The organism is Alkalibacterium subtropicum (assembly GCF_900112455.1).
In the GTDB taxonomy this organism is placed as follows: Bacteria; Bacillota; Bacilli; order Lactobacillales; family Carnobacteriaceae_A; genus Alkalibacterium; species Alkalibacterium subtropicum.
Genome location: NZ_FOLT01000011.1, coordinates 14,734 through 36,054, shown reverse-complemented (window position 1 = coordinate 36,054; position 21,321 = coordinate 14,734). Strand labels below are relative to the sequence as shown.

At 45.7% G+C, this 21,321-nt stretch carries 16 protein-coding genes; 6 read left to right on the top strand and 10 right to left on the bottom strand.

Annotation, left to right across the window (positions count from 1 at the left end; all coding sequences use genetic code 11):
• Nucleotides 1-385: 385 nt before the first annotated feature.
• Nucleotides 386-1,747, bottom strand: a complete 1,362-nt coding sequence (locus BM049_RS09485) for a diguanylate cyclase domain-containing protein (protein ID WP_177188671.1) — start codon at nucleotides 1,745-1,747, stop codon at nucleotides 386-388.
• 189 nt (nucleotides 1,748-1,936) lie between these two features.
• On the opposite strand from BM049_RS09485, the gene BM049_RS09480 reads away from it, so the two are divergent.
• The 4 genes from BM049_RS09480 (at nucleotide 1,937) to BM049_RS09465 (ending at nucleotide 6,918) form a co-directional block, all read left to right on the top strand.
• Entirely contained in the window at nucleotides 1,937-2,863 is a 927-nt protein-coding gene (locus BM049_RS09480; RefSeq protein WP_177188670.1) for an alpha/beta hydrolase, read from the top strand.
• 604 nt (nucleotides 2,864-3,467) lie between these two features.
• Nucleotides 3,468-5,234, top strand: coding sequence for a DUF4153 domain-containing protein (locus BM049_RS09475; RefSeq protein ID WP_091530966.1), 1,767 nt, complete (start codon nucleotides 3,468-3,470; stop codon nucleotides 5,232-5,234).
• 80 nt (nucleotides 5,235-5,314) lie between these two features.
• Nucleotides 5,315-6,127, top strand: a complete 813-nt coding sequence (locus BM049_RS09470) for an aldo/keto reductase (protein ID WP_091530964.1) — start codon at nucleotides 5,315-5,317, stop codon at nucleotides 6,125-6,127.
• 89 nt (nucleotides 6,128-6,216) lie between these two features.
• Nucleotides 6,217-6,918 (top strand): FAD-dependent oxidoreductase, encoded by a 702-nt coding sequence (locus BM049_RS09465; RefSeq protein WP_091530962.1) that lies wholly within the window; start codon nucleotides 6,217-6,219, stop codon nucleotides 6,916-6,918.
• A gap of 123 nt (nucleotides 6,919-7,041) precedes the next feature.
• On the opposite strand, the gene BM049_RS09460 is transcribed toward BM049_RS09465, so the two are convergent.
• The gene (locus BM049_RS09460) at nucleotides 7,042-7,722 is read right to left on the bottom strand and encodes an N-acetylmannosamine-6-phosphate 2-epimerase (RefSeq protein ID WP_091530960.1); all 681 of its coding nucleotides are present in this window, start codon (nucleotides 7,720-7,722) and stop codon (nucleotides 7,042-7,044) included.
• A gap of 177 nt (nucleotides 7,723-7,899) precedes the next feature.
• Here BM049_RS09460 and BM049_RS09455 point away from each other — a divergent pair, with 177 nt between their 5' ends.
• A complete protein-coding gene (locus tag BM049_RS09455) occupies nucleotides 7,900-8,616 on the top strand; it encodes a GntR family transcriptional regulator (protein ID WP_091530957.1) in 717 nt (238 codons plus the stop codon).
• A gap of 65 nt (nucleotides 8,617-8,681) precedes the next feature.
• Here the strand turns inward: BM049_RS09455 and BM049_RS09450 are convergent, their stop codons facing one another.
• The 8 genes from BM049_RS09450 to BM049_RS09415 form a co-directional block, all read right to left on the bottom strand.
• A complete protein-coding gene (locus tag BM049_RS09450) occupies nucleotides 8,682-9,755 on the bottom strand; it encodes a bifunctional glycosyltransferase family 2/GtrA family protein (protein ID WP_177188669.1) in 1,074 nt (357 codons plus the stop codon).
• A 164-nt stretch (nucleotides 9,756-9,919) separates the two neighbouring features.
• Nucleotides 9,920-11,068, bottom strand: coding sequence for a plasmid pRiA4b ORF-3 family protein (locus tag BM049_RS09445; RefSeq protein WP_091530953.1), 1,149 nt, complete (start codon nucleotides 11,066-11,068; stop codon nucleotides 9,920-9,922).
• Between the two features lie 215 nt (nucleotides 11,069-11,283).
• Nucleotides 11,284-11,853, bottom strand: a complete 570-nt coding sequence (locus tag BM049_RS09440) for a GNAT family N-acetyltransferase (RefSeq protein WP_091530951.1) — start codon at nucleotides 11,851-11,853, stop codon at nucleotides 11,284-11,286.
• Between the two features lie 849 nt (nucleotides 11,854-12,702).
• Nucleotides 12,703-15,387 carry an HAD-IC family P-type ATPase gene (locus tag BM049_RS09435; RefSeq protein ID WP_091530949.1) on the bottom strand — a complete coding sequence of 895 codons (2,685 nt, stop codon included), beginning with the start codon at nucleotides 15,385-15,387 and terminating at the stop codon, nucleotides 12,703-12,705.
• Nucleotides 15,388-15,515: 128 nt separating this feature from the next.
• On the bottom strand, nucleotides 15,516-16,364 hold the full coding sequence (locus tag BM049_RS09430) for an aldo/keto reductase (RefSeq protein WP_091530947.1): 849 nt from the start codon (nucleotides 16,362-16,364) through the stop codon (nucleotides 15,516-15,518).
• A gap of 244 nt (nucleotides 16,365-16,608) precedes the next feature.
• Nucleotides 16,609-17,856, bottom strand: coding sequence for an MFS transporter (locus tag BM049_RS09425; protein WP_143079478.1), 1,248 nt, complete (start codon nucleotides 17,854-17,856; stop codon nucleotides 16,609-16,611).
• Between the two features lie 110 nt (nucleotides 17,857-17,966).
• Nucleotides 17,967-18,824, bottom strand: a complete 858-nt coding sequence (locus BM049_RS09420) for a metallophosphoesterase (RefSeq protein WP_218147242.1) — start codon at nucleotides 18,822-18,824, stop codon at nucleotides 17,967-17,969.
• A 445-nt stretch (nucleotides 18,825-19,269) separates the two neighbouring features.
• On the bottom strand, nucleotides 19,270-20,310 hold the full coding sequence (locus tag BM049_RS09415; protein WP_091530942.1) for an ATP-binding protein: 1,041 nt from the start codon (nucleotides 20,308-20,310) through the stop codon (nucleotides 19,270-19,272).
• Between the two features lie 265 nt (nucleotides 20,311-20,575).
• Here BM049_RS09415 and BM049_RS09410 point away from each other — a divergent pair, with 265 nt between their 5' ends.
• Entirely contained in the window at nucleotides 20,576-21,274 is a 699-nt protein-coding gene (locus BM049_RS09410) for an SDR family oxidoreductase (RefSeq protein ID WP_091530940.1), read from the top strand.
• Nucleotides 21,275-21,321 lie beyond the last annotated feature (47 nt).

Genomic DNA, 21,321 nt, shown 5'->3' with positions numbered 1-21,321 from the left:
TCTCTATAGCCTGTTTGTCTTCGAGCATTGGCGCCGACAAAGGGCATCGATTAACCGGAAATTAAGGTTGCCTTGGAATAAAAACTGGAAATCTGACCGTGGCTCCAACCGAACTGTTTGATGTAAAAATCTATAAATATGGAAACTGAAAAGGCCTGTCCGGGTGATGATAAGAAGACTTTTAAAGCACCAACGGCCACGATCTGCCAGTGATAGTTAAAAGTTAATGTTTAATTCCGTCATGCATCATCATCCTCTGCATCGGCCCCCCTATAACCCATTACGGCGGTGCCATATCAAAAAAACCACGGCAATTAACGTTTTTCTAGTAAATAGCAAGAAATACTATTTAGAAAAAGTAAATACCCGTGGCTTTTCATGTGAGTTAAGATTCCAGATCCGGAAGATCGAACGAGATCGACAGTTGAGCCTTCCGACTCTTCTTGACCGTTTTGTCTCTATACATTTTTTTGTCGACGATATCGTAAAGATGATCAAAAGGCAGCCATTGACTGACCAGGGTCTGACCGACTGAAATGGACGGATTGATCATGTGCTTATTTAGGACAATAGGTTTTTCAATATGCCGGATGACGCGCTCTTTGATCGACTCCAGCGTAGCTGCATCGATATCCTTTACTAGGATCATCATTTCGTCTCCACCGATCCGGCCGATCAGATCCCCCTTCTTCAGACAATGCATCAGACGTTCAGCAGTGATCGTTAAGACCTGATCTCCAACTAAGTGGCCGTGTGTGTCATTTATCCTCTTAAAATCATTAAAATCGATCAGAAGCAGACCATTATTTCTGGATGAACGTTTCAGCACCCTCTTGACAGATACTTCAAATGTTTTTTTGTTCAACAGACGTGTCAGAGCATCTGTACGTGACAGCTCCCGCTTCTTCAAGTACTGCAGGACAAAAAACATAACCAGAATAAATATAATTAAGATGAAAAAGTAGAAAACAATCGTTTCTACACTGTGGATCGTATGGGTCCTGTTCCAGCCATTCGAAGGGATCAGAGCGATCGTCCATTCGTTTTCCGGTAAAAGAATAGAGGCGGTCACTGCATCCTCTTCAAAGACAGATTCATCTCCCCAAGATGTCGACTCCACCCACTTGGATTCCACTTTGATGGCATAGTCAAACGCGTGAGACTGATTCGGTAAAAGGCTTGCTTCGACCAGATTATCGAAATCAATGATCACATTGGCAAATCCCCACACCTCTTCAGTACTGATTTTTTCAATAAAGACAGGTTTACGGTTAAAGATCTTTCTTCCACCCTGAATAGTTTTGACTGGACCCTGAGCAACTGCTTTTCGTTTATCGATAGCTTCTTCCAGATAGAGTTTCCGGTCGGGGTCTTCCAGCAGATTATAGCCCAGCGATTCTTCATTACCTTCTAATGGGTAAACGAAATGGATGATACCGTCTTTAGCTAAACTGATACTGTCGACCAAAGGATTCCGTCCCACTATAAATGCGCCATATTCACGAAGTTCGCTTTCGGAAATATCGGGATCCTGACTGACGATCATTTCAAAAAAATCTGCATAAAACAAACTGCTGTCCAGACGAGCTTGAATGTCATCACGGATCATATTTAAGTGTTCGCTCGCATCTGCACGCTGTTCTTCATAAAGCTGATTATTGTATTCGATATGCAGGTCATTAACGGGAATGTATAGAAGAAGCGCTGCCAAAGCTGCTATCAGAAAAGATATGGCCCATTTTTTCACAGTGATCCCCCGCTTCATATAAAATATAGATATAGTAATTATACACTATGTTGTTTATAATTGTATATCAAAAAGTCATATTTTCACAAATTAATCCGGATTTGAATCAAAAGGGATTTTATTGGAGAAGCTAATATTGTAAAGTTAAACTATGATAGACGCGATAACTATACAGAAAAGAGCCTGCCTGTGACTAAATTTTCCATTTTTAATGAAGTAAAAAGATATAAACCGCTCGCACTGTTTCTTTCCCCTGTGGTGCTTCCCCTGATAAACGGATCCCTTGACCTTTCCCGACGCGCCGTTCGTCTTCCGCCAGGTGTAAAGGTAAAGCAGATCAGGATATCAGCGACCGATCAAGACACGATCACTCTGATCATATATATACCGGAGCAAACAAAACAGCCCTCTCCAGCCTTACTTTACTACTACGGCAGTTCATTCTTTTTGACGCGGCCTCCGCATATCAAAAGACTGACGGCAGAATACGCTCTGCAGACAAATGCCATCGTCATTGACGTCGATTATCGCCTGTCTCCCCAGCATCCTTTTCCTGAACCGTTTTTCGATGCTCTAAGAGCCAGTGAATGGGTGTTACAGCATACCGGCTATCTCGGAATCGATCCTGAAAGAATCGCTATCGGAGGCGACAGTTCAGGCTCCACTTTGGCAAACAATGTCCTGCTCTACTATAAAGACAGAAATACCTTTCCTTTCTTCTATCAATTTCATATTTATCCTGTTAGCGATGCACGCATGCGAGCTGAATCGCTCCACACTTTTCCATTCTGGAGTGTCAAACTCAACAAAATGATGTGGTCGCTCTATATACGTGATGAAGTCGATCTGCCGAATAAGTACGCCTCGCCAATGGAAGCTGCTTCTTTTGCTGGCTTGCCTGATGCCTATGTGGAGGTCTGTGAATACGATCCCCTGAGAGACGAAGGGCTGCTCTTTTCCGAAGCCCTGCAAAAAGACGGGGTGAAGGTGGAGACCCACTGCGTTCTTCATGCCTTTCATTCCTTTGATTTATTGGCATCAAGCGACTTGACGAAGATGATGATGCAGACCCGTACTGAGGCGCTGAATCGTGCATTTTACAAAAAGAACGGATAAGATGGAGAGATTGGACGTGATGTCCAATCTCTTTCATTATGTCAAAGAGTTGTTTCATGCTAGAAGAATCAACCTTAATGAGTGAAGTGGATGCCCTTCGCTCTGATGATTCTGGTGCAAAGGGCACGCAATATGTCTTTGCGTGACGTTCAGCTTGCTTTTTCTATTGCGAAGGTCACGCAATCTACCTTTGCGTGACGTTCAGTTTGCTTTTTCTATTGTGAAGGGCACGCAATCCACTTTTGCGTGACGTTCGACATCCATTTTCTATCGCGAAGGGCACGCAATTTCCTTTTGCGTGACGTTCAGACTGTTCTTCCTGTTGCGAAGGGCACGGAATCCACCTTTGCGTGACCATCAGACTGTTCTTCCCGTTACGAAGGGCACTTAATCCGCCTTTTGCATACCCTTTATCTTATTGCTCACAAAATTATGGGCACACTTGCGAAGCCTCTCACTTCTTAATCAATGATCCTGCTTAAAGTGTAAAGTGACTCAACTAGTTAGACTTCCTTAAGTTTCACCCCGGCGATTTGATTGCTAAATGCGTCATATAGTCGTAAACTGAAAGTAATTAAAAGGTTCACAATTGGAGGAGATCGATATGTCTGTTAAAAACTGGTTCATGAAAAGGAAAACGCAGTGGCTCGCGACGTTCTCACGTTTCCCGCTTGCAACCGCGCTGCTTGCGCTCATTGTCCTGTTCACGATCCTGACCATACGCTCCGAAGGCGATTCGGATTATATGAATCAGGCGTTAAGTGCCGGACTGGGTGTGCTGGCCCTTGTTTCTATACAGCTGGTTTCTGAAATCAAACCACTGAGCAAGGCAATACTATGGGGAAGCAAGCTTTCGAGTCTGATCCTTTCGCTCTTATATTATGTTTATCTGCGTCAGGCTCCGATGGGCTTTAATCAGTCCGGTCAGGTCCGGACGATGGTCCTCTACTTTACTCTGGCCGTCCTGCTGATCGCCCTGCCGACGCTCCACCAAAGGCTTTTGTTCAGTGATTCGCTGATCATTTTCATTAAAGCCGTATTCTCGAGCCTGCTGATTTCCGTTATTCTGTTTATGGGCATCAGTGCGATTTTCAGTGCCTATACGACGCTCATTTATGAGCTGGATTATCGCTGGTTTGCCTATAGTGCAGCAATCGTTTTTGAGTTCATTGCACCGGTTTACTTTCTGTCCCGGCTGCCGCATTTTAAAGAGACAGAACTCACTGAAGCGGTCAAAGAAGCGAAAAGCATCCCCCCGCTGCTTGAAATCCTGATCGCCTATATCATCATTCCGGTCCTGCTTGTTTTCAGTGCGATCCTCATCGCCTATATACTGACAAATATTTCCGGGGACTTCTGGCAGGACAACTTGATGGAACCCATGCTGATCAGTTATACGATCGCCGGTATATTGACGCTGTTTCTCGCTGAGCATGTGGATAAGAAAATCGCTCAACTCTTTAGTCGCTTCTATCCTTACCTGCTGCTTGTCATAGCCATTTTCCAGACCGTTTCATCAAGTCTGAAAACGGCCGATTTCGGTCTGACACACGGCCGATACTTTGTCTTACTGTTTGGGATTTTCTCTATAGTCAGTACACTCATTTACAGTTTTCTGACCTCTCAAAAAAGAGTGATACCATTCCTGCTGATCGGCCTGGGCGTTATATCCATACTGCCTGTCATTGATGCCGTTTCGATCGGGATCAGAAATCAGGCCAGTAACATCGATGAGCTGGTCGCTCCTTATGTCAATGAAGACGGTGTAGTCACACCGCTTGACACTGAGCTGACTAACGAAGAAAAAGCCCGTTTCAGCTACAGTATGAATTACCTGAATCAGCAGGAACAGCTTGACCGCCTGGACTGGCTGCCTGAAGACTTCAGTTATTATCAAGACTTTCAGAACACGTTCGGCTTTGACTCCAGCTATCATTACTATTATGCCGAGGATAGAGAGGTTCCCGGTACATCCGGTCCCCGATATGCATTCATTTCTCTGGATATGACCGAACCGCTGGTCTTTTCTACGGAAGGCATCGACGAAATCGTCGAAGTGACTACTTTCCAGCTGAATGACCGTGAAATCCCACTTAATCAGGACCCTTACCGACTCGAACTGAACTCAAAAGACGAGGATCTGACCATTGTCCTGCTGGAAAACGAAACGGTCCTGCTGGAACAGGATCTGTCTGAACTTATCGATTCAGCCTGGGATCAAAACAGGATGAATCCGGAACGCCCTCTTTCAGAAATGCAGCTGACCACCGAGGATGACAACTCCCGTCTGACGGTGATCGTAAAACGTCTTGAAATTCAGGAAAATGAATTTATGGATGGCGAATTTATCATTCTCATCAGCTATGACTAGATTTATAAACAAAAAGTAAGCATTTTCATCCGTTTTGCGTTATAATTATTAAGGATCAAAATTTAGGAGGAATATAAAGTATGAAGAAAGACACATTTACATTTCACAACGGCGTCAAAATTCCAAGTATCGGGTTCGGCACATGGCAGATCCCAAATGAAGAGGCTTATGATTCAGTAACGATGGCTCTGAAAAACGGCTACACACACATCGATACCGCGCTTGCTTATAAAAACGAAGAAAATGTCGGCAAAGCTATCCGTGAGTTCGACACGCCGAGAGAAGATATCTTCATTACAAGTAAGCTCCCTGCAGAAATCAAGGGGTATGACGAAACACTCGAGGCCTTCAATGAAACGATCACCAACTTAGGTGTCGACTATCTTGACCTCTATCTTATCCATGCACCATGGCCATGGAGCGAGATCGGTAAAGACTGTACCGAAGGAAATATTCAGTCCTGGAAGGCGATGGAAAAATTATACAACGACGGCAAGATCAAAGCCATCGGTGTTTCAAACTTTGAAATCAAAAACCTGCAGCCGATTTTAGATGAATGTGACATTGTCCCAATGGCCAACCAGATCCCATTCTATATCGGTAAAGATCAGGAAGAACTGCTGTCATTCTGTAAAGACCATGACATTGTGGTCGAAGCCTATTCTCCTCTGGCTACAGGTCAGGTCCTGGATATGCCTGAACTGAAAGAGATGGCTGAGAAGTATGATGTAACAGTGGCTCAACTGGCTATCCGTTACTGTCTGGAAAAAGACACGCTGCCCCTTCCTAAGTCAACACATGAAAGCCGTATTATCGAAAACAAACAGCTGGATTTTGAAATTTCTGATGAAGATGTTAAAATACTCCAACAAATCAGAGACGTCCGCGATTAATTTCATGTAATAAAATGCCCGTTAACTGATTGAGTATATCTTGAGTTAACGGGTTTTTTCTATTTAACTGAAATGAAAGGAGCCACGACATGAAAATCAATGACTTTAAAGGCATGTTCAACCGAACGACATTGACAGTTCACTCGATCACCCATCCACATGACGATTATTATGTGATTCTGTTTAATTATCCAAAAGACCTCATCTGGGCCCCGGGGGAACACGGGGTGTTTACGATCCCGGGCAAAAAAGTCAGCGGTCAGCCGTTTCGTATATTTTCGATTGCTTCCCCGCCTTCAGAAACTAAACTGATGATCGCTACGTCTATCAACGAACCTGTCAGCGATTTTAAGAAAACACTTTTTTCCCTTTCTGAAGGAGACAAAGTGAATATGATCGGTCCATTCGGCTGGTACAAAACGAAAGATACAACGTCCCCTATCGTTCTGATCGCTGCGGGCATAGGGATCACACCCAATCGTGCCATGGTCAAGCAACTGGAATACGATACACGCCGAGATATTTTTCTTGTCTATTCCTCGTCAGATACCCACTTGTTCAAAGAAGAAATCGACCGGATCGCTGAAGGCAATCCCCGGTTTCATCCGTTTTACACTAAGGACCGCAACCAGACACGTCAAGTCTATGAAAAACTGGCAGACACCTTAGGCAACGATGCGATCTATTATATCGCCGGCAAGCCTAAAACAGTTCTCGACATCAACAAACGTTTAAGAAAAAACGGCGTGTCCTTTACCCATATCGTCTTCGATCCGTATATCGGTTATTGATTTTCCCCGCATGCTCAAGTCCTTTCCCATATGACCGCTTTAACGATTTCATTCTGATACAAAAAGAACCCCGCAGCGTTTACCTCAAGTAGTCGCTGCGGCGTTCTGAATGTCGTGTTATGTTCAGCTGTTGATCCTATCGACGAATCGCCGGGTAATCACCTGCGGGCGAGTGATCGCACTTCCGACCACCACAGAGTGTACACCGTGATCTAAAACAGCTTTTGCTTTTTCCGGTGTATCCACATGTCCTTCTGCGATGACCGGTATGGATACTTTTTCCAGATACTCTTTGAGCATAGCGTAGTCGTTCGCGAAAATAGACTGGTCTTTGGTGTAGTCTGTATAACCCACAAGTGTTGTAGACACCACATCGAATCCCAGACGCTCCGCTTCGACTCCTTCTTCAACCGTTGACGTATCAGCCATCAGTAAGATATCTTCATATTTTCCCCGAATGGCATTAACGAATGCCTCCAGTGTTTCTCCTTCAGGTCTCTCCTGCTTCGTTGCATCCACGGCGATCATATCGCAGCCCGCATCCATTAGTTCATCCACTTCTTTCATTGTCGCTGTTATATACACTTTGACATCCGGATAATGACGTTTCACCAGACCGATGATCGGCAGAGAAGTCTGTTTCTTGATTTCTGTAATATCTTCTTTCGAATTCGCGCGTATGCCCACGGCGCCCCCTTCCGTTGCTGCTATTGCCATCCGGCCCATGATAAATGAACTATGTAACGGTTCATCCGAAAGTGCCTGACAAGATACGATCAATCCACCTTTAACTTTTCTTAACATTTTTACCCCTCCGATTGCTTGATTTTTACTATTAATAAGTATATTATAACAAATATATGACATGTTATTTAATAGAATATGTCATACTCATGTAAATCATGTAATGTTACAATGTTTTTTTATGAGTGTGTTATAATTGATAAAGTGAGTCAACTACTAGAGAAAGATTGGTGCGTTATGAAAAAATATGAAGAAATATATACCGACATTAAAGGTAAAATCATTAATGGCGATTATACTGCGACTGAACAGCTGCCTTTTGAGAAGGACTTGTGTGAAGCTTACAACACAAGCAAGATGACAGTCAAGCGCGCATTGGATTTACTGGTTGATGAAGGATTGATCATCAAACGTCGCGGCTCCGGAACGTTTGTGAAAGATTTGAGTCAAAAAGAGATCCAGCGTATCACGAATTCCGCTCAGCTTGACGGTTTCACTGCTAATCACAGCAATAATGGTCATAAAGTCACCAGCAAGATCCTGGCCTTTGAGGTCATACAGGCTGACGATATCGTTCAGGACAAGTTGAATCTGAAACCTGGAAGTTTCGTCTACAATATCCATCGCGTGAGATGTGTCGATGGCAAGCCTGCGATCATAGAAAAAACAGCGATCCCTATCGAACGCGCTCCCGGTCTGGAAAGAAAGCATTTAGAGGCCTCTTTATATGATTATATCAAAGATGAGCTCGGCTTGACCATTCAAAGTGCACATCGCCGGATCACTGTAAAAAAAGCCGATGAAGATGAGGCACGTCATCTTGAAGTCGACGTAAATGATCCAATCGGTGTCACTGAACAGATCACTTATCTGGATACAGGTGACACGATAGAATTTGGTGTGACAAAGCATCGTGCAGATTCGTTTGTATCAGAGACCATCGTAAACAACTAACCGAATAAAAGTGAAACGAGTTCGTCTCCTCCAGCCTTAATGGGCTGGAGGATGCGGACTCGTTTTTAATTTTCGTGCGATTTGAATATCAGGAACTTCTGGATACGGTAGCTGATCATGAAGAGTATGGCATCGACGAAGACCTTCAGGATCACTTCTTTTATCCCTGTCAGCTGGAACAGCCAGTATACGCTGAGTCCAGACGCCATTGCTTCTACCGCGACCAGACCATAATAACTGAAAAGGGTATGCTTCCACCGCTTCTTGCTTTCGAAGACCCACTTCCGGTTGACCGTATAGTTGAACAAACTGGAGACTGCCCGGGCCAGAAGCGTCGCTGCTATGATCCGCCGGCGTGTCATCAAAAAACCAAGGATAAACAGGAAAATCTGAAAGAAAGAAATATCGATCAGAAACGAAGTGAATGACACACTCATGAATTTAAAAAAATTTTTGAACAGCAAAACATAGATTTCTACAGAATCCTTCACCGGGTTAAAGTGACTTTCTTCATTGTCTTTGATATATACCGTTGCGATGGTGACTTCTTTGATCGCGATCCCCTTATGGATAGCCACGATCAGCATATTCGTTTCGTAACTGTACCGTTCCCCTTCGATCGCGGCGAAGTCCGGAAGGATATCTGTCGACAGGCCTCTCAAGCCAGTCTGGGTATCATTCAGTCCTTCTCCATATAAAAGTTTAAATAGACGTCTGGTAATGGTGTTTCCCATACGGCTCGTCCACGGCACATTATCTTCCTGAAAATGTCTGACACCGAGTAACAGGCTGGAAGATTTCCCTTCCAGTTCACTGCAGAGTTTAAGTACATCACTTACTTTATGCTGTCCGTCACCATCGACGGTGATGACACCATCCTGAGTCGATAATTCAGGATCATTTAATATGTAATTGAACGCATTCTTGAGCGCCCGGCCTTTACCCATGTTGACGGCGTGCGTCAGAACTGTCACTTCCGGCAGTTCATCAAGCTTTTCAAATATCTGAGTCTTTTCATTGGAACTGCCGTCGTTGACGATAATGATCGACTTGAAGTCCTCTTGGACCAGCTGTTTCACATAGGGGGTGAATGCGTCGTTTGGATCTAAAACAGGTATAACGATAATACAATTTTTCATAGACATTCCTCACTGCGTCATATTTATGATAAATGCACGGATTCATCATACTATAGTCAATAATAATCATACCATATCTGAAATGTTTTATAATCTCATATACTCAGGAATAGTAAAGGGCCCCCACTTCAGACAGCCCGTCCGCATATTGAGCGGGGGAAAAATCAAGAGTGCATGACTGTCAAATCATGATTGAAGTTATTCACATCATTGAACAGATTCAGACGGGTAAAATAATCGTTCGCCCATTCTTTGATGACGCTGTGTTCGTCATGGGTCGGATCATTGATAACTTCCAGAAAATCGGCATAACCTGGTGGCCCTCCGACATTCTCAGGTACCGGCTCCCCTGACATCAGGCTGAGCTTGGGAAACATCCGTCTGTTCTCAGAATAGAACCTTCTGACCCGGATACGGTGTTCCCAGGAATCTCCGAAATCGTAAACATAGGTGAAGATGCCATTTTCCTCCGGTGTGATGACATCTGCCAGCTTGAGCTGACTTGCAGCAGAAGCCTCTGCTTGACTTTCCATCTGATAACGTTCCATACTCCTCTTCTGCTCGGCGCTGATAACGGTTGCTCCATCTTCCATAATAAACTGATGCAGGTGCGCATCCTGCCACATGAAGACTTTCTGGATCACCCGGTGCAGATCTTCGAATGTAAGCTGCATCGGCATCTGAATGACACGGATGACATCGGGGAGATCGCCCATTTTCAACCGAACTTCAATTTCAGCCATGTTCACGTTGAAGCTCACAGGACCAATGACTTTCTCATATTCATTGATAAATTGTGTGAACGGCTGGGATGCCTGTTTAAGTGAACGGTTCAAGCGACTGGTTTGATACTGCCAGTAACTTTGGACCATATACTCATTTTCCTGATAATAGTCCAGTTGCCGCAACAGAGAGACGGCTGAAGAATTGCGTCCGATTTTTTTAAAATCTGTTGCTTTGCCGAGGGTCAGCTGACGCCCCTTGGAATAAGTGAGGTACTGCTGGATACTTTTATGACTGAATCCCAGTTTGCCGAGCAGATCATAGAGAGCTTCTTCAAACCATTCATAAAAATCGAGCAGGTCTTCTGTATCAGCATTAACTATGAGCAGGGTCAGCCCCGACAGATCATGTGTCACGATCAGCAGATCCTCCTGATTTACCTTTACACTGTTTATGTGCCACTCAAATAATGCCTGTTCTTCGGGCGAATCACTCTCTTCAAGTATTGTCATATTTTCTATCGTTCCTGAAGTCATTTTCTCTGCTTTTTTGAACGCCTGCATGACTTTTTTTGTTGCATAGATGTGCATGACTCATCCTCCATCCCTTATTACTTAGTAAATTTAGTATACCATTGATAGAGGGCATACACCTAAAAGAAACCTGAGCTTAAGAGATTGAGCGCGTAACCGGTAAACAGCTGTTTCTGTTTGACAGATGCAACGTACTGACTACGGTCAATCTTGTTAGTTGAGTGAAAATGTGCGAAAAGATTTGGTATAGTGAAGAGGATAGGACCGGCATCCTATCCTTCCTTATTTCCTTTCGCCTTTGCCTGATGCCACTCATTTTCCAGCATACCGTATATGATCATCGTAATGTACTTTCCGCCGATCAGTTCATCGTCCCGACGCGTGCCTTCCTGTACAAACCCCAGTCTTTCCGGGATCCTCCGGCTCTTCGCATTTTCTTCGGCAGCCCAGATTTCCACTTTATGCAGAGCCAGTTCCTCGAATGCATAAGCCAGCATGCTTTTGACTGCCCGAGCCATGATTCCTTTGCCGGTATAGGCACTGCCCAGCCAGTACCCGATCTCACCTGACTGAATGGTCCAGTCGATCTCTTTCAGGCTGATCTCTCCGGCCACTTCATCTCGATAAAGGATCACAAAATGCATCGCCTCTTTTTTAACGAACTGCAGCAGCTGCCGCCGTGTGACTTTTTCAACATCTTCCGGTGACCGCACCTCATCCACCCAGGTCATCCACTGGCTCAGTTGTTTCCGAGAGGCGTCGATCAGTGCGAACATTTTCTGAGTGTCCTGATACTCTTTCAGCTTCAACGCTATTTCCTCATCGATCTTCTGTGTAAACATCTCTGTCGCCTCTTTCTCCGTTTCTGTTATATCAAGTATAGCATCAGGATTCCAAAATCAGTGGAGTTTTTGATTGTTTGGAAGTGATTCCCGAGGGGGTTAGGTGCTTTCACTACTCTCTTATGTTTGAACGAGCTGACTTCGTCCAAGTTCGGTTGACTCTTATGACTATTATTCTCGTACACGCCGAAGCTGCAGCAAGTTCGGTCGATTGGATATGGGACTAGGTTTGTAAGAGCCGAAATTCTGGAAGTTCGGTCGTTAGGATAAAGAGAGGCGTTAGTATAAGCCGAAGTTTCCCTCTCTTCGGTGCATTGAAATGTTCTTTTCGTCTGTAAGGACCGAATCGACCTATCTTCGGTCTGTACAGCAACTGGTAGTGAGTGAATCGACCGAACATCCCCTGACTTCAGTCGATTCAGTCTTGTTTGATCAACGTAAAGACCGAATAAAGCGAAGTTCGGTCTTTAGGATATGGTATCCCGGTCGTACACGCCGAAGTGACGGAAGTTCGGTCGTTATGATATGAGCTCCCGGTCGTACACGCCGAAGTTGACCAACTTCGGTTGATAGAAATGAATGCCCCCATCCTACTTACCGAACCTAGCCAACTTCGGTAAGTAGGAGCGACGTGAGTGCGTCTATCGACCGAACCTCCTCCAACTTCGGCAGATACGTTGAGAGTCCCTCAACGTATCACCCAAAATCAGTCAAGTTCGCCAAGTACGGTCTTAAACTTAATTACTAACTGCTGAAGTTGTCTTAAAAACCATTATCGTGTTGACTACGCCTATTCATTCCATAAAAAAAGAGCGTTCGTGTCAAACGAACGCTCTCCTCTCAACTCATTTATTCGTCTTTGTTCAAAACCTTCAGTCGGATCAACTTGTCTGCTTCGGTGACGATCAGGACGATGATCCCGACGCCGATCGCGATCAGCCATTCCAGTACATCCAACCCTTCCGTATAGAAGTAGCGCTGCATGAACGGCACATACGTCAGGATCAGCTGCAGTACGAGCATGATCCCGATGATGACAAAGGCCATTTTGTTACTGAAGAACTCTTTTGAGAAGGCCGGTTTGCGGGTACGGATATTAAAGAGATAGAATATCTTACTCATGACCATGATATTCACGACTGTGGTACTGGCCGTTGCCTGATCGACACCGTAAGAAGTAGTGAGCCAATTATATGCAAGCAGACTCAATCCCGCCATCAGTATAGAGACATAGGCAATTTCAAAGGCCTGACGCTTACCCACAAATGGCTCGCTCGTATCTCTCGGCGGCCGCTCCATCGTTCCTTCTTCAGCCGGTTCAAAGATGAAGGCAAACTGGATCGTGATGGCCGAAACCATATTGATCCACAGCATCTGAGTGGCCCGCAGCGGCAGGTCGTTCTGCAGGAGAAGCGTGATTGCAATGATCAGCCCTTCGGCAAACGACGTCGGCAGGAGATACAGGATACTCTTTTTGATGTTGTCGTAAATGCGTCGGCCTTCATGGATGGCTGTCTGCATGGTGGAAAAATCGTCATTGGCCAGCACCATGTTTGCTGAATCTTTCGACACATCCGTTCCTTTCTGACCCATCGCCACCCCGATATCTGAAGTTTTCAGAGCCGGCGCATCGTTCACACCGTCACCGACCATGGCAATGACTTTGCCGCTGCGTTTATACGCTTTGACGATTTTCAGTTTGTTGTCCGGCGTTGTCCGGGCAAAAACGTGATAATCATTGATTTTTTCTGTCAACTCGTCTTCGCTCATTTCTTCCAGCTCGAGACCAGTGATGGTATTGACCTCTTCTGCCAGTCCCAGCTTTTCAGCGATGGCTTTCGCTGTACTTGGATGGTCCCCTGTGATCATCTTGACCTCCACACCAGCTTTACGCATGGTTTTAATAGAATCGATCACTTCATCCCGCGGCGGGTCCATGATACCGACGATACCTAAGAAGGTGATGCCGTCTTCCATATCCGGATGATCGATATCTTCCTTCTTCTGGTCCAGCTTCTTCACGCCGACAGCGACCACGCGCTGTCCTTTGGAAGACAACTCTTCCACTTTATCCTGCCAGTGTGACAGGTCGAAGTCCGGATCCGACCCTTCTGCCATCTCAAAAATCTTATCCGGGGAACCTTTCACATAGATTTTCTGGTCCCCGGTTTCTTTATGCTGTGAAAGTGAAGCAATGTAACGGTAGTCTGAATCAAAAGGAATCCGGTCGATTTCTTCGTAATCCGACTCTTCCGTTTTATGACTTTTCTGATAAAGCGTCAGAAAAGCCCCGTCTGTCGGTTCACCGTTGATGATCCACTTGTCTTCTTCCTGTTCAAGCGTCGTTTCATTGGCTTCATATCCTGACTGGATCAGTTCCTTCAATGTCTCCAGTTCATCAAGATCGACCGGTTCGTCATCTTTCAGTATATCCCCATCTGGAGAATACCCGACACCGGTGACTTCATAGGTGTCTTCTGTCGTCACGATCGTCTGGACAGTCATTTCATTCCGTGTCAGCGTGCCTGTCTTGTCTGTCGCGATGATGTCGACTGAACCAAGTGTTTCAGCTGCGGGCAGTGTTTTGACGATCGTATTCTTTTTATTCGCCAAAGTCCTTACACCCATGGCTAAAACCACAGAGGTCGTCGCTGGAAGTCCTTCCGGGATCGAACCGACGATCATGGTGATGACGGCAAGTGAAAGGGCCGCGAGCGTATAGTCGCCGATGAAGAAGCCCAGGGCAAACAGCAGGGCCGCCACACCTAAAATCACATACGAGATGTTTTTACCTAACCCGTCGATTTCTTTCATCAATGGTGTCTTCTGATGCGACTGTTCACTGACGGCCGAACTGATTTTGCCGATCTCGGTTTCTTCGGCAGTCGCTACAACGACACCCGTACCGTTACCGTTCGTGACCGATGTCGAAGAAAAAGCCATATTGCTCTGGTCACCGGTGGATTTTTTCCCTTCCAGGGGTTCCGCTTCCTTGCTCACCGAACCGGATTCCCCAGTCAGCGAAGATTCCTGTACTTTCATATTCTCAGCTTCTATCAGGCGAAGGTCGGCGGGTATATTGTCCCCCGCTTCGATATAGACCAGATCACCCTTCACGACTTCTTCGGCCGGTATATCGACACGCTTACCGTCTCTGATGACCGTCGCCTGCGTCGACAGCATATCCTTGATTTTTTCCAGGGCATTGGACGCGTTCACTTCCTGGTAGTAGCCGATAAAGGTATTGGCAATGATGACCAGACCGATAACCACAGCATCCGAATAGTGTCCCATGCCTAAAGTCAGCGCCACCGCTGCAAAAAGTATGTAGATCACGACATTATTCAGTTGTCTGATCAGAATCGTCCATTTGGATACTTCCTCATGTTCGATCTCGTTCGGTCCGTCCTGCTCCAGACGCTTCTGCGCTTCTTCGGAACTTAACCCTTCCGTCGCATCTGAATCGAATTCTTTTACGATTTCTTCATTTTCATATTGATAATAGGTTTGTTCTGTTTCGTTATCTTTAGCCATCGTCCTCATCCTTTTCCTGCAAACTGTTGTATCCTAATCATAATATAAAAGAGGTTTTTTATTAAATAAAAACGCTCAGCGATAAGTTCGCTGAACGCTTTGACATATTAATTTAAAGGGATTCGACCCTAATCGAACTCTTCGTATTCGTTAGGATGCTGGCCTTCCACTCGTCCCGGTTCTCCTTTGTCGAGTGCATCGATCCTTTCGATGTCTTCTGGCGTCAATGAGAAATCGAACACATCCAGATTGGCGCGCTGATTTTCCGGTGAGGCTGATTTAGCCACAGTCAGTACGTCGTTCTCGATATTCCATCTTAAAACGACCTGTGCGGCTGATTTGCCGTACTTTTCACCGATTTCTTTCAGGACATCTATCCCCAAAACGTCCACTTTATCTCTACCAAAGGGACTCCAGCCTTCGGTGAGGATGCCGCGTTCCTTGTTGACGGCAATCAGTTCCTTATTATTGAAGTAAGGATGACGCTCGATCTGGTTCGTCGCCGGGACGACCCCGGTCTCTTCAATGATCCGGTCCAGATGTTCCTCCAGAAAGTTTGACACACCGATCGATTTGATAAGACCGAATTTCTGTGCATCCACCATGGCCTGCCACGCTTCCACATATTTATCCTGCTTCGGCAGCGGCCAGTGGATCAGGTACTTGTCAAAGTAATCCAGTCCCATGCGGTAGAGCGACTCCTGTATCATCATGATGGCTTTATCGTAGGCATGCGCCTCTCCGGGCAGTTTGGAACTGATGATGAACGCTTCTCTAGGGATGGAAGAGCGTCTGATCGCTTCCCCCACCATCCCTTCGTTGTTATAGTTGGTCGACGTATCGATCAGGCGGTAGCCGTTCTGGATGGCCGAAAGTGTGCTCTGGACCCCTTTGGCCCCTTTAATGTAAACCGTGCCTAAACCGATTTTAGGTAAGCGCGACCCGTCATTCGTTTCAAAATAATGTTCCATCGTCATAATTGTTGACTCCTTTCCCTCTATCTTTCTTCATTATATAAAAAGTCCAGACGTAAATCTAAGGTAAAGTGTCAGCTGGCCCGGATTCAGCTTCCGGCCGCGATCTGCCTCCGAAGACTATTCGCAGGCTGCATTCTGATAAGGATCGTTCATTGACGATCTTTTTGTACAGTCATGATGTCCATCACACCATACTGCATCAAAAAAAGCCGATGCTCTAGGCACCGACTTCAGGGATATTTACTCAACCACTTTTCTTTTTATCCGCCTGACGTTTGGTGATCCGACTGGAGATGATGAGCAAGATGATGATATTCAACACATTGATGCCTAAAGCAACCGCAAAGGCCGGAGCATAAGACCCGGTAAAGTCATAAATAAAGCCGACTGCCGCCAGGGAAATCGCTCCCCCAAGACTCGTCGAGAAAGCCAGGATCGGGAACAGGCGCGTAAAATTGTACCTTCCAAAAAACTCCTTTGTCAGCAGGGTGACACTGACCGATGGAATGGAAAACGCCGCACCAAACAGAAAGGCGCCGGCATATAGCATCGGCACAAGATCGAAACCCAACAGAACGGCGCTGGAAAGTCCAATCAGCGTCAAAACGCTGACGGTACTTTTCACAGGACCCCAGTGGTCACTGACATAACCTAAGCCGAGCTTGAATCCAATACTGCTGACCATCGCAATGGACAGCATGGTTGCCCCGACATCCGAAGAATAATCCAGCGATTGGGCAAACCCGGGGAAATGCTGCGGCACGCCTATAAGCAAGGTCTGAAACAGAGTGAAAATAAATAACAGTCCGAAGATGAACAGAGATACATCCCGCTGTTCATCCCGTTTGATGACGGCCCGTTCCTTGGCTTTGCCTTCTTGTGAATCATCCGTGCCGTAAGGTAAATAACCACTCTCTCTGGGATCCAGCGTATAGGGGACAAGAATGGCCGGTAAAGCAAACAGGACGATCAGGATCCCCATGATGCGGTAGGACTGTTCCCAGCCTAGAGATGAGATCAGACCGGAGAAAATGGGAGAGAAAATCGCTCCCGTGACACTGCTGAAACTCAGCACGATGCTGGTGACCAGTCCGTGTTTCTCATTGAACCATTCATTGATGACGATAGTCAGTGGTACCCATGCCAGCAGCCCCGCTCCGATCCCGCGAAGGGTCCCCAGGATGTTAAAGAGCCATAGCGAAGCTACCCATCCCAGCAGATAGTTGGACACCCCGGCCAGAAGGACACCGGAGATGATCGTCCGTTTAAAACCGAACCGGTCGATCAGTCTGGGTACATACAAGGACATGACTGCCTTCATCAGCAAGGTCAGCGTATTATGCATGGCGACAGATCCGCGGTAAACATCCAGACTGTCAGCAATAGGTGTAATAAATACCCCGTTTGTCATTATCGGTAATCCAACGGCACTGATCGCCAGGCCACTCATAGCCACAGCCACGATCCAGTGCATGCTACTTCTATTCTGCACACCATCTCTCCTCACTTTTCAATCAATACTGACTATTATACGTAAAGCCGCTCTGAGAAGTAAGAACGTCTGCTCAATTCTCATTAAAAAATCACTTCTCGTCTCGTAGCTCACTCTGTGTGTAAAGTGATCACGACTAATTCAGGACGATTAAAGACCCGCAGCGGGAAAATACTGTTCCCCAGGCCGCGACTAAGGATCATGGTCGTCTCGTCTTCCACATATCTGCCATCAGTGTAATCGGGAAAGAATCCCTGCGATGGTGCAAAGAGCCCGCCGATGAACGGCAGCCTGATCTGTCCGCCATGAGCATGACCAGTCAAAACGAGGTCGATGCCAGCTTCCTCATACATGTCAAACAGCTCCGGTCGATGGGATAAAAGCAGATCAAAGCGTTCCGGATCATCAGTTGAAATCTCTTCGATCGTTTGCTTGATGACACCAGATTCTGATCCTTCTTCAATAACGTCATCCAGTTGCATAGTGAGCGGATCAGCCAGTCCAAGCAAGTTGATTTGCTCATTATCTTGAGTCAGGACCCGGCTGGCATCGTCCAGATTTAAGACCCCCGTCTGGTCGATGATTTCCCGTAGCTCAGGATAATTGCCAGATGCAACTTCATGGTTGCCGGACACAAAATAAACCGGTGCCAGCGTCATCACCTCTTCAAGAAAGGCCTCAGCAAAGGCCAGATCCGTCCGGTTTCTGTCTATAAGATCTCCGGTCACCACAATGATATTAGGATCTGCTTCCTCTATTTTAGGGATCAGTTCGCCGTGGAAATCTTTATTGTGCAAGTCCGATACTTGAACGACAGTATAGCCGTCAAAGTTATCCGGGATCGCTTCATTCGTGTAGGTGTAATGAGTCGTTTCGACCGCATTGTTTCCCCAGTAAAAATAATAGGCCAGTCCAACGATCAGCAGCAGAACCAGCATCGCTTTTCGTATCTCTCTTTTATGATTCATTATAATCTCCTTAATGAATGACTTGATTCAGTTTTCTCTTTATTAGTATAAAGGGGCATCTGTTAAGTATAAAACTCACGAGCTGATCGCTGCAACTATACTGTTTGAGGATTCTATCATTTCACGAAAATATTCCCAGTAAAGTAGTGTAGGATCAAACTGATTCTACTATATACTTTATTGGGAAAATATAGAAGCTGTTTCAGCACTTATTTCGATCAGTAAACTGATTATTAGAAATGATTTACTGATTCCAGTACTATCTGCTTTCAACTGCCTTATTCAGAGTGCTTCGGGCGACCAAAGCTTTCTTTGAAGCGCCAAGGTCACACTCATCAGTTCATCACCGCAGTCTTGAAGTAAAGACCTGCACTCACCGAAAATCCATAAGAATAGTCCCCGAAGGATTTTCTTCCCTGGGGGACCACTTTGTGAAAAAATCAGTTTAAAGCCTGTCAAGATTTTTCAGATAGAAATCCAGTATAGGATTAGGCATATCCCGCTGCTTGCCTTCCCAGTGAGACATACTCATGGGGCCGGGACTGAATTCCACTTCCGTGACCACATACTCGTCTTTTGCCGGTTCTTTCGTAATGTCGTTGGTGATGATATCCACCCCTCCGTAATGGAACCCGGGAATAGCCTGTATAGCTCTGATTGCAATACCCTTGAATGCCTCATGTGCGGTATCTGTAAAGTCGATCCCATCACCGCCGCTGGCTATGTTGGATTCATCGCGGATCACGACCGTTTCCCCTTTGTCCGGAACAGTTTCCAGTGTCCGTCCCTCTCTGTAGAGACGTCCCAGTTTATTTTTCTCAGTGGGGATGAGGAAGTGTTTCAAGTCTCTATCCTTGGCCCGAAGCCTGTTTTTTTCTTCTATGAGTTCCAGAACAGTGTGCTCCCCATCGCCGGTGACATTCGCGCGTGCCCGTTTGGAAGCGGCAAACACTGTCCCGTCGACGACAAAGAAGCGGTAATCATCTCCATTGAACTGTTTTTCGATCAGGATACGTTCATACTCATTGCCTATGAGTTCTGCGATTTTGTCAAGGTGTTCCATAAGTGCCCGCTCATCGTTGATATTAGTATGAACCCCTTCCCCCCGTGAGAGATCGTTCGGTTTCAGCACGACCGGATAACCGATTTGGTCAGCAAACGCTTTGATTTTATCCCGTTCATGAATACGTAAGTAGGTCGACTCTGGTACTGTGATGTTCTGTCTTTTGATCAAAGAACGCGCCCGGTATTTGTCATCAACGATACGCATCATCGCTGCCGACGACAGGGGGCCGTTCATATCACGAAACAGCAGATCCTTGCCTTCAAGCGTGAGTATCATGGTATCAAACCCGAGACGTTCGACCTTGTAACCTCGTTTGATTGCGGCTTCTTCTAAAAGTGCTGACTTCAGCCCTTCTTTCAATTCAAAATCCGCTTCTTCTCTTTCGATTATTTTCAGATCAGCTTTTTCAATGTTTACCATGTAGTTTCCCTCCAAACATGTAATAGGAAAATTTTCAGTTTCGTTCTTGTATTATATCAATTCTAACATATGTGATGCGTCATTTATGTTTTGAAGGACCTGTAACATACATAGAGAAAATCTATATCCTGTGAGATTCAGCATTCCTCTTGAGTTATGCCTGCATTCCTCTTTTCCATCTGGGTCGCCCGCCTTAATCGTTGCTAAAAAAGGGTTTATCTGGTACTTTGATAATAAGAAAGATACCGTGAAGGAGGAAGTAGTAATGGAAGCAAAACATGTCGTGATCACAGGTGCAGGAAGCGGTTTAGGCGCCTCGCTGGCTTTAAAGTATTCTGAAATGGGGTATCACATCACCCTGCTCGGACGCACCTACAGCAAGTTGAGATTCGTGGCAGATAAAATGAAGTCGGACAGTGTCTCCGCCTATACTTTGGATGTTTCATCTGCAGAAGAAGTCACCCGCGTCTTTTCAGAGATCAAAGAAGAAAGCGGGACTATCGATATATTAGTGAACAATGCCGGCGTCGGCGTGTTCGATGATGCGGAAAAGATCTCATCAACGTCTATCGACGATATGATCGACATCAATCTGAAAGGCACCATCTTCTGTACTCAGGCCGTTTTACCGGAAATGAAAGAACGCAATGAAGGAACCATCATTCAAGTCATCTCCACCGCAGGGCTGGAAGGCAAAGCATCTGAATCAGTATACTGCGCCAGTAAGTTCGGGGCCCGCGGCTTTACAGAAAGCATCGTGAAAGAACTGGCCGATACCGATATCCATGTCCTGGCAGCTTATATGGGCGGCATGAAAACCAGCTTCTGGGATGATATTTATTCAAAAGAAGAGATTCAGCATCTCATGGATCCCGACGACGTGGCAGACATCATTTTAGCCAACGTCAAAGCGCGCAAAAACCTGACTGTCCCAGAGATCGTGATCAAAAATCATTTGACTTAAGATGGAGAGCCTTCGAAATCGAAGGCTTTCTTTTTAATAGAGCAGTC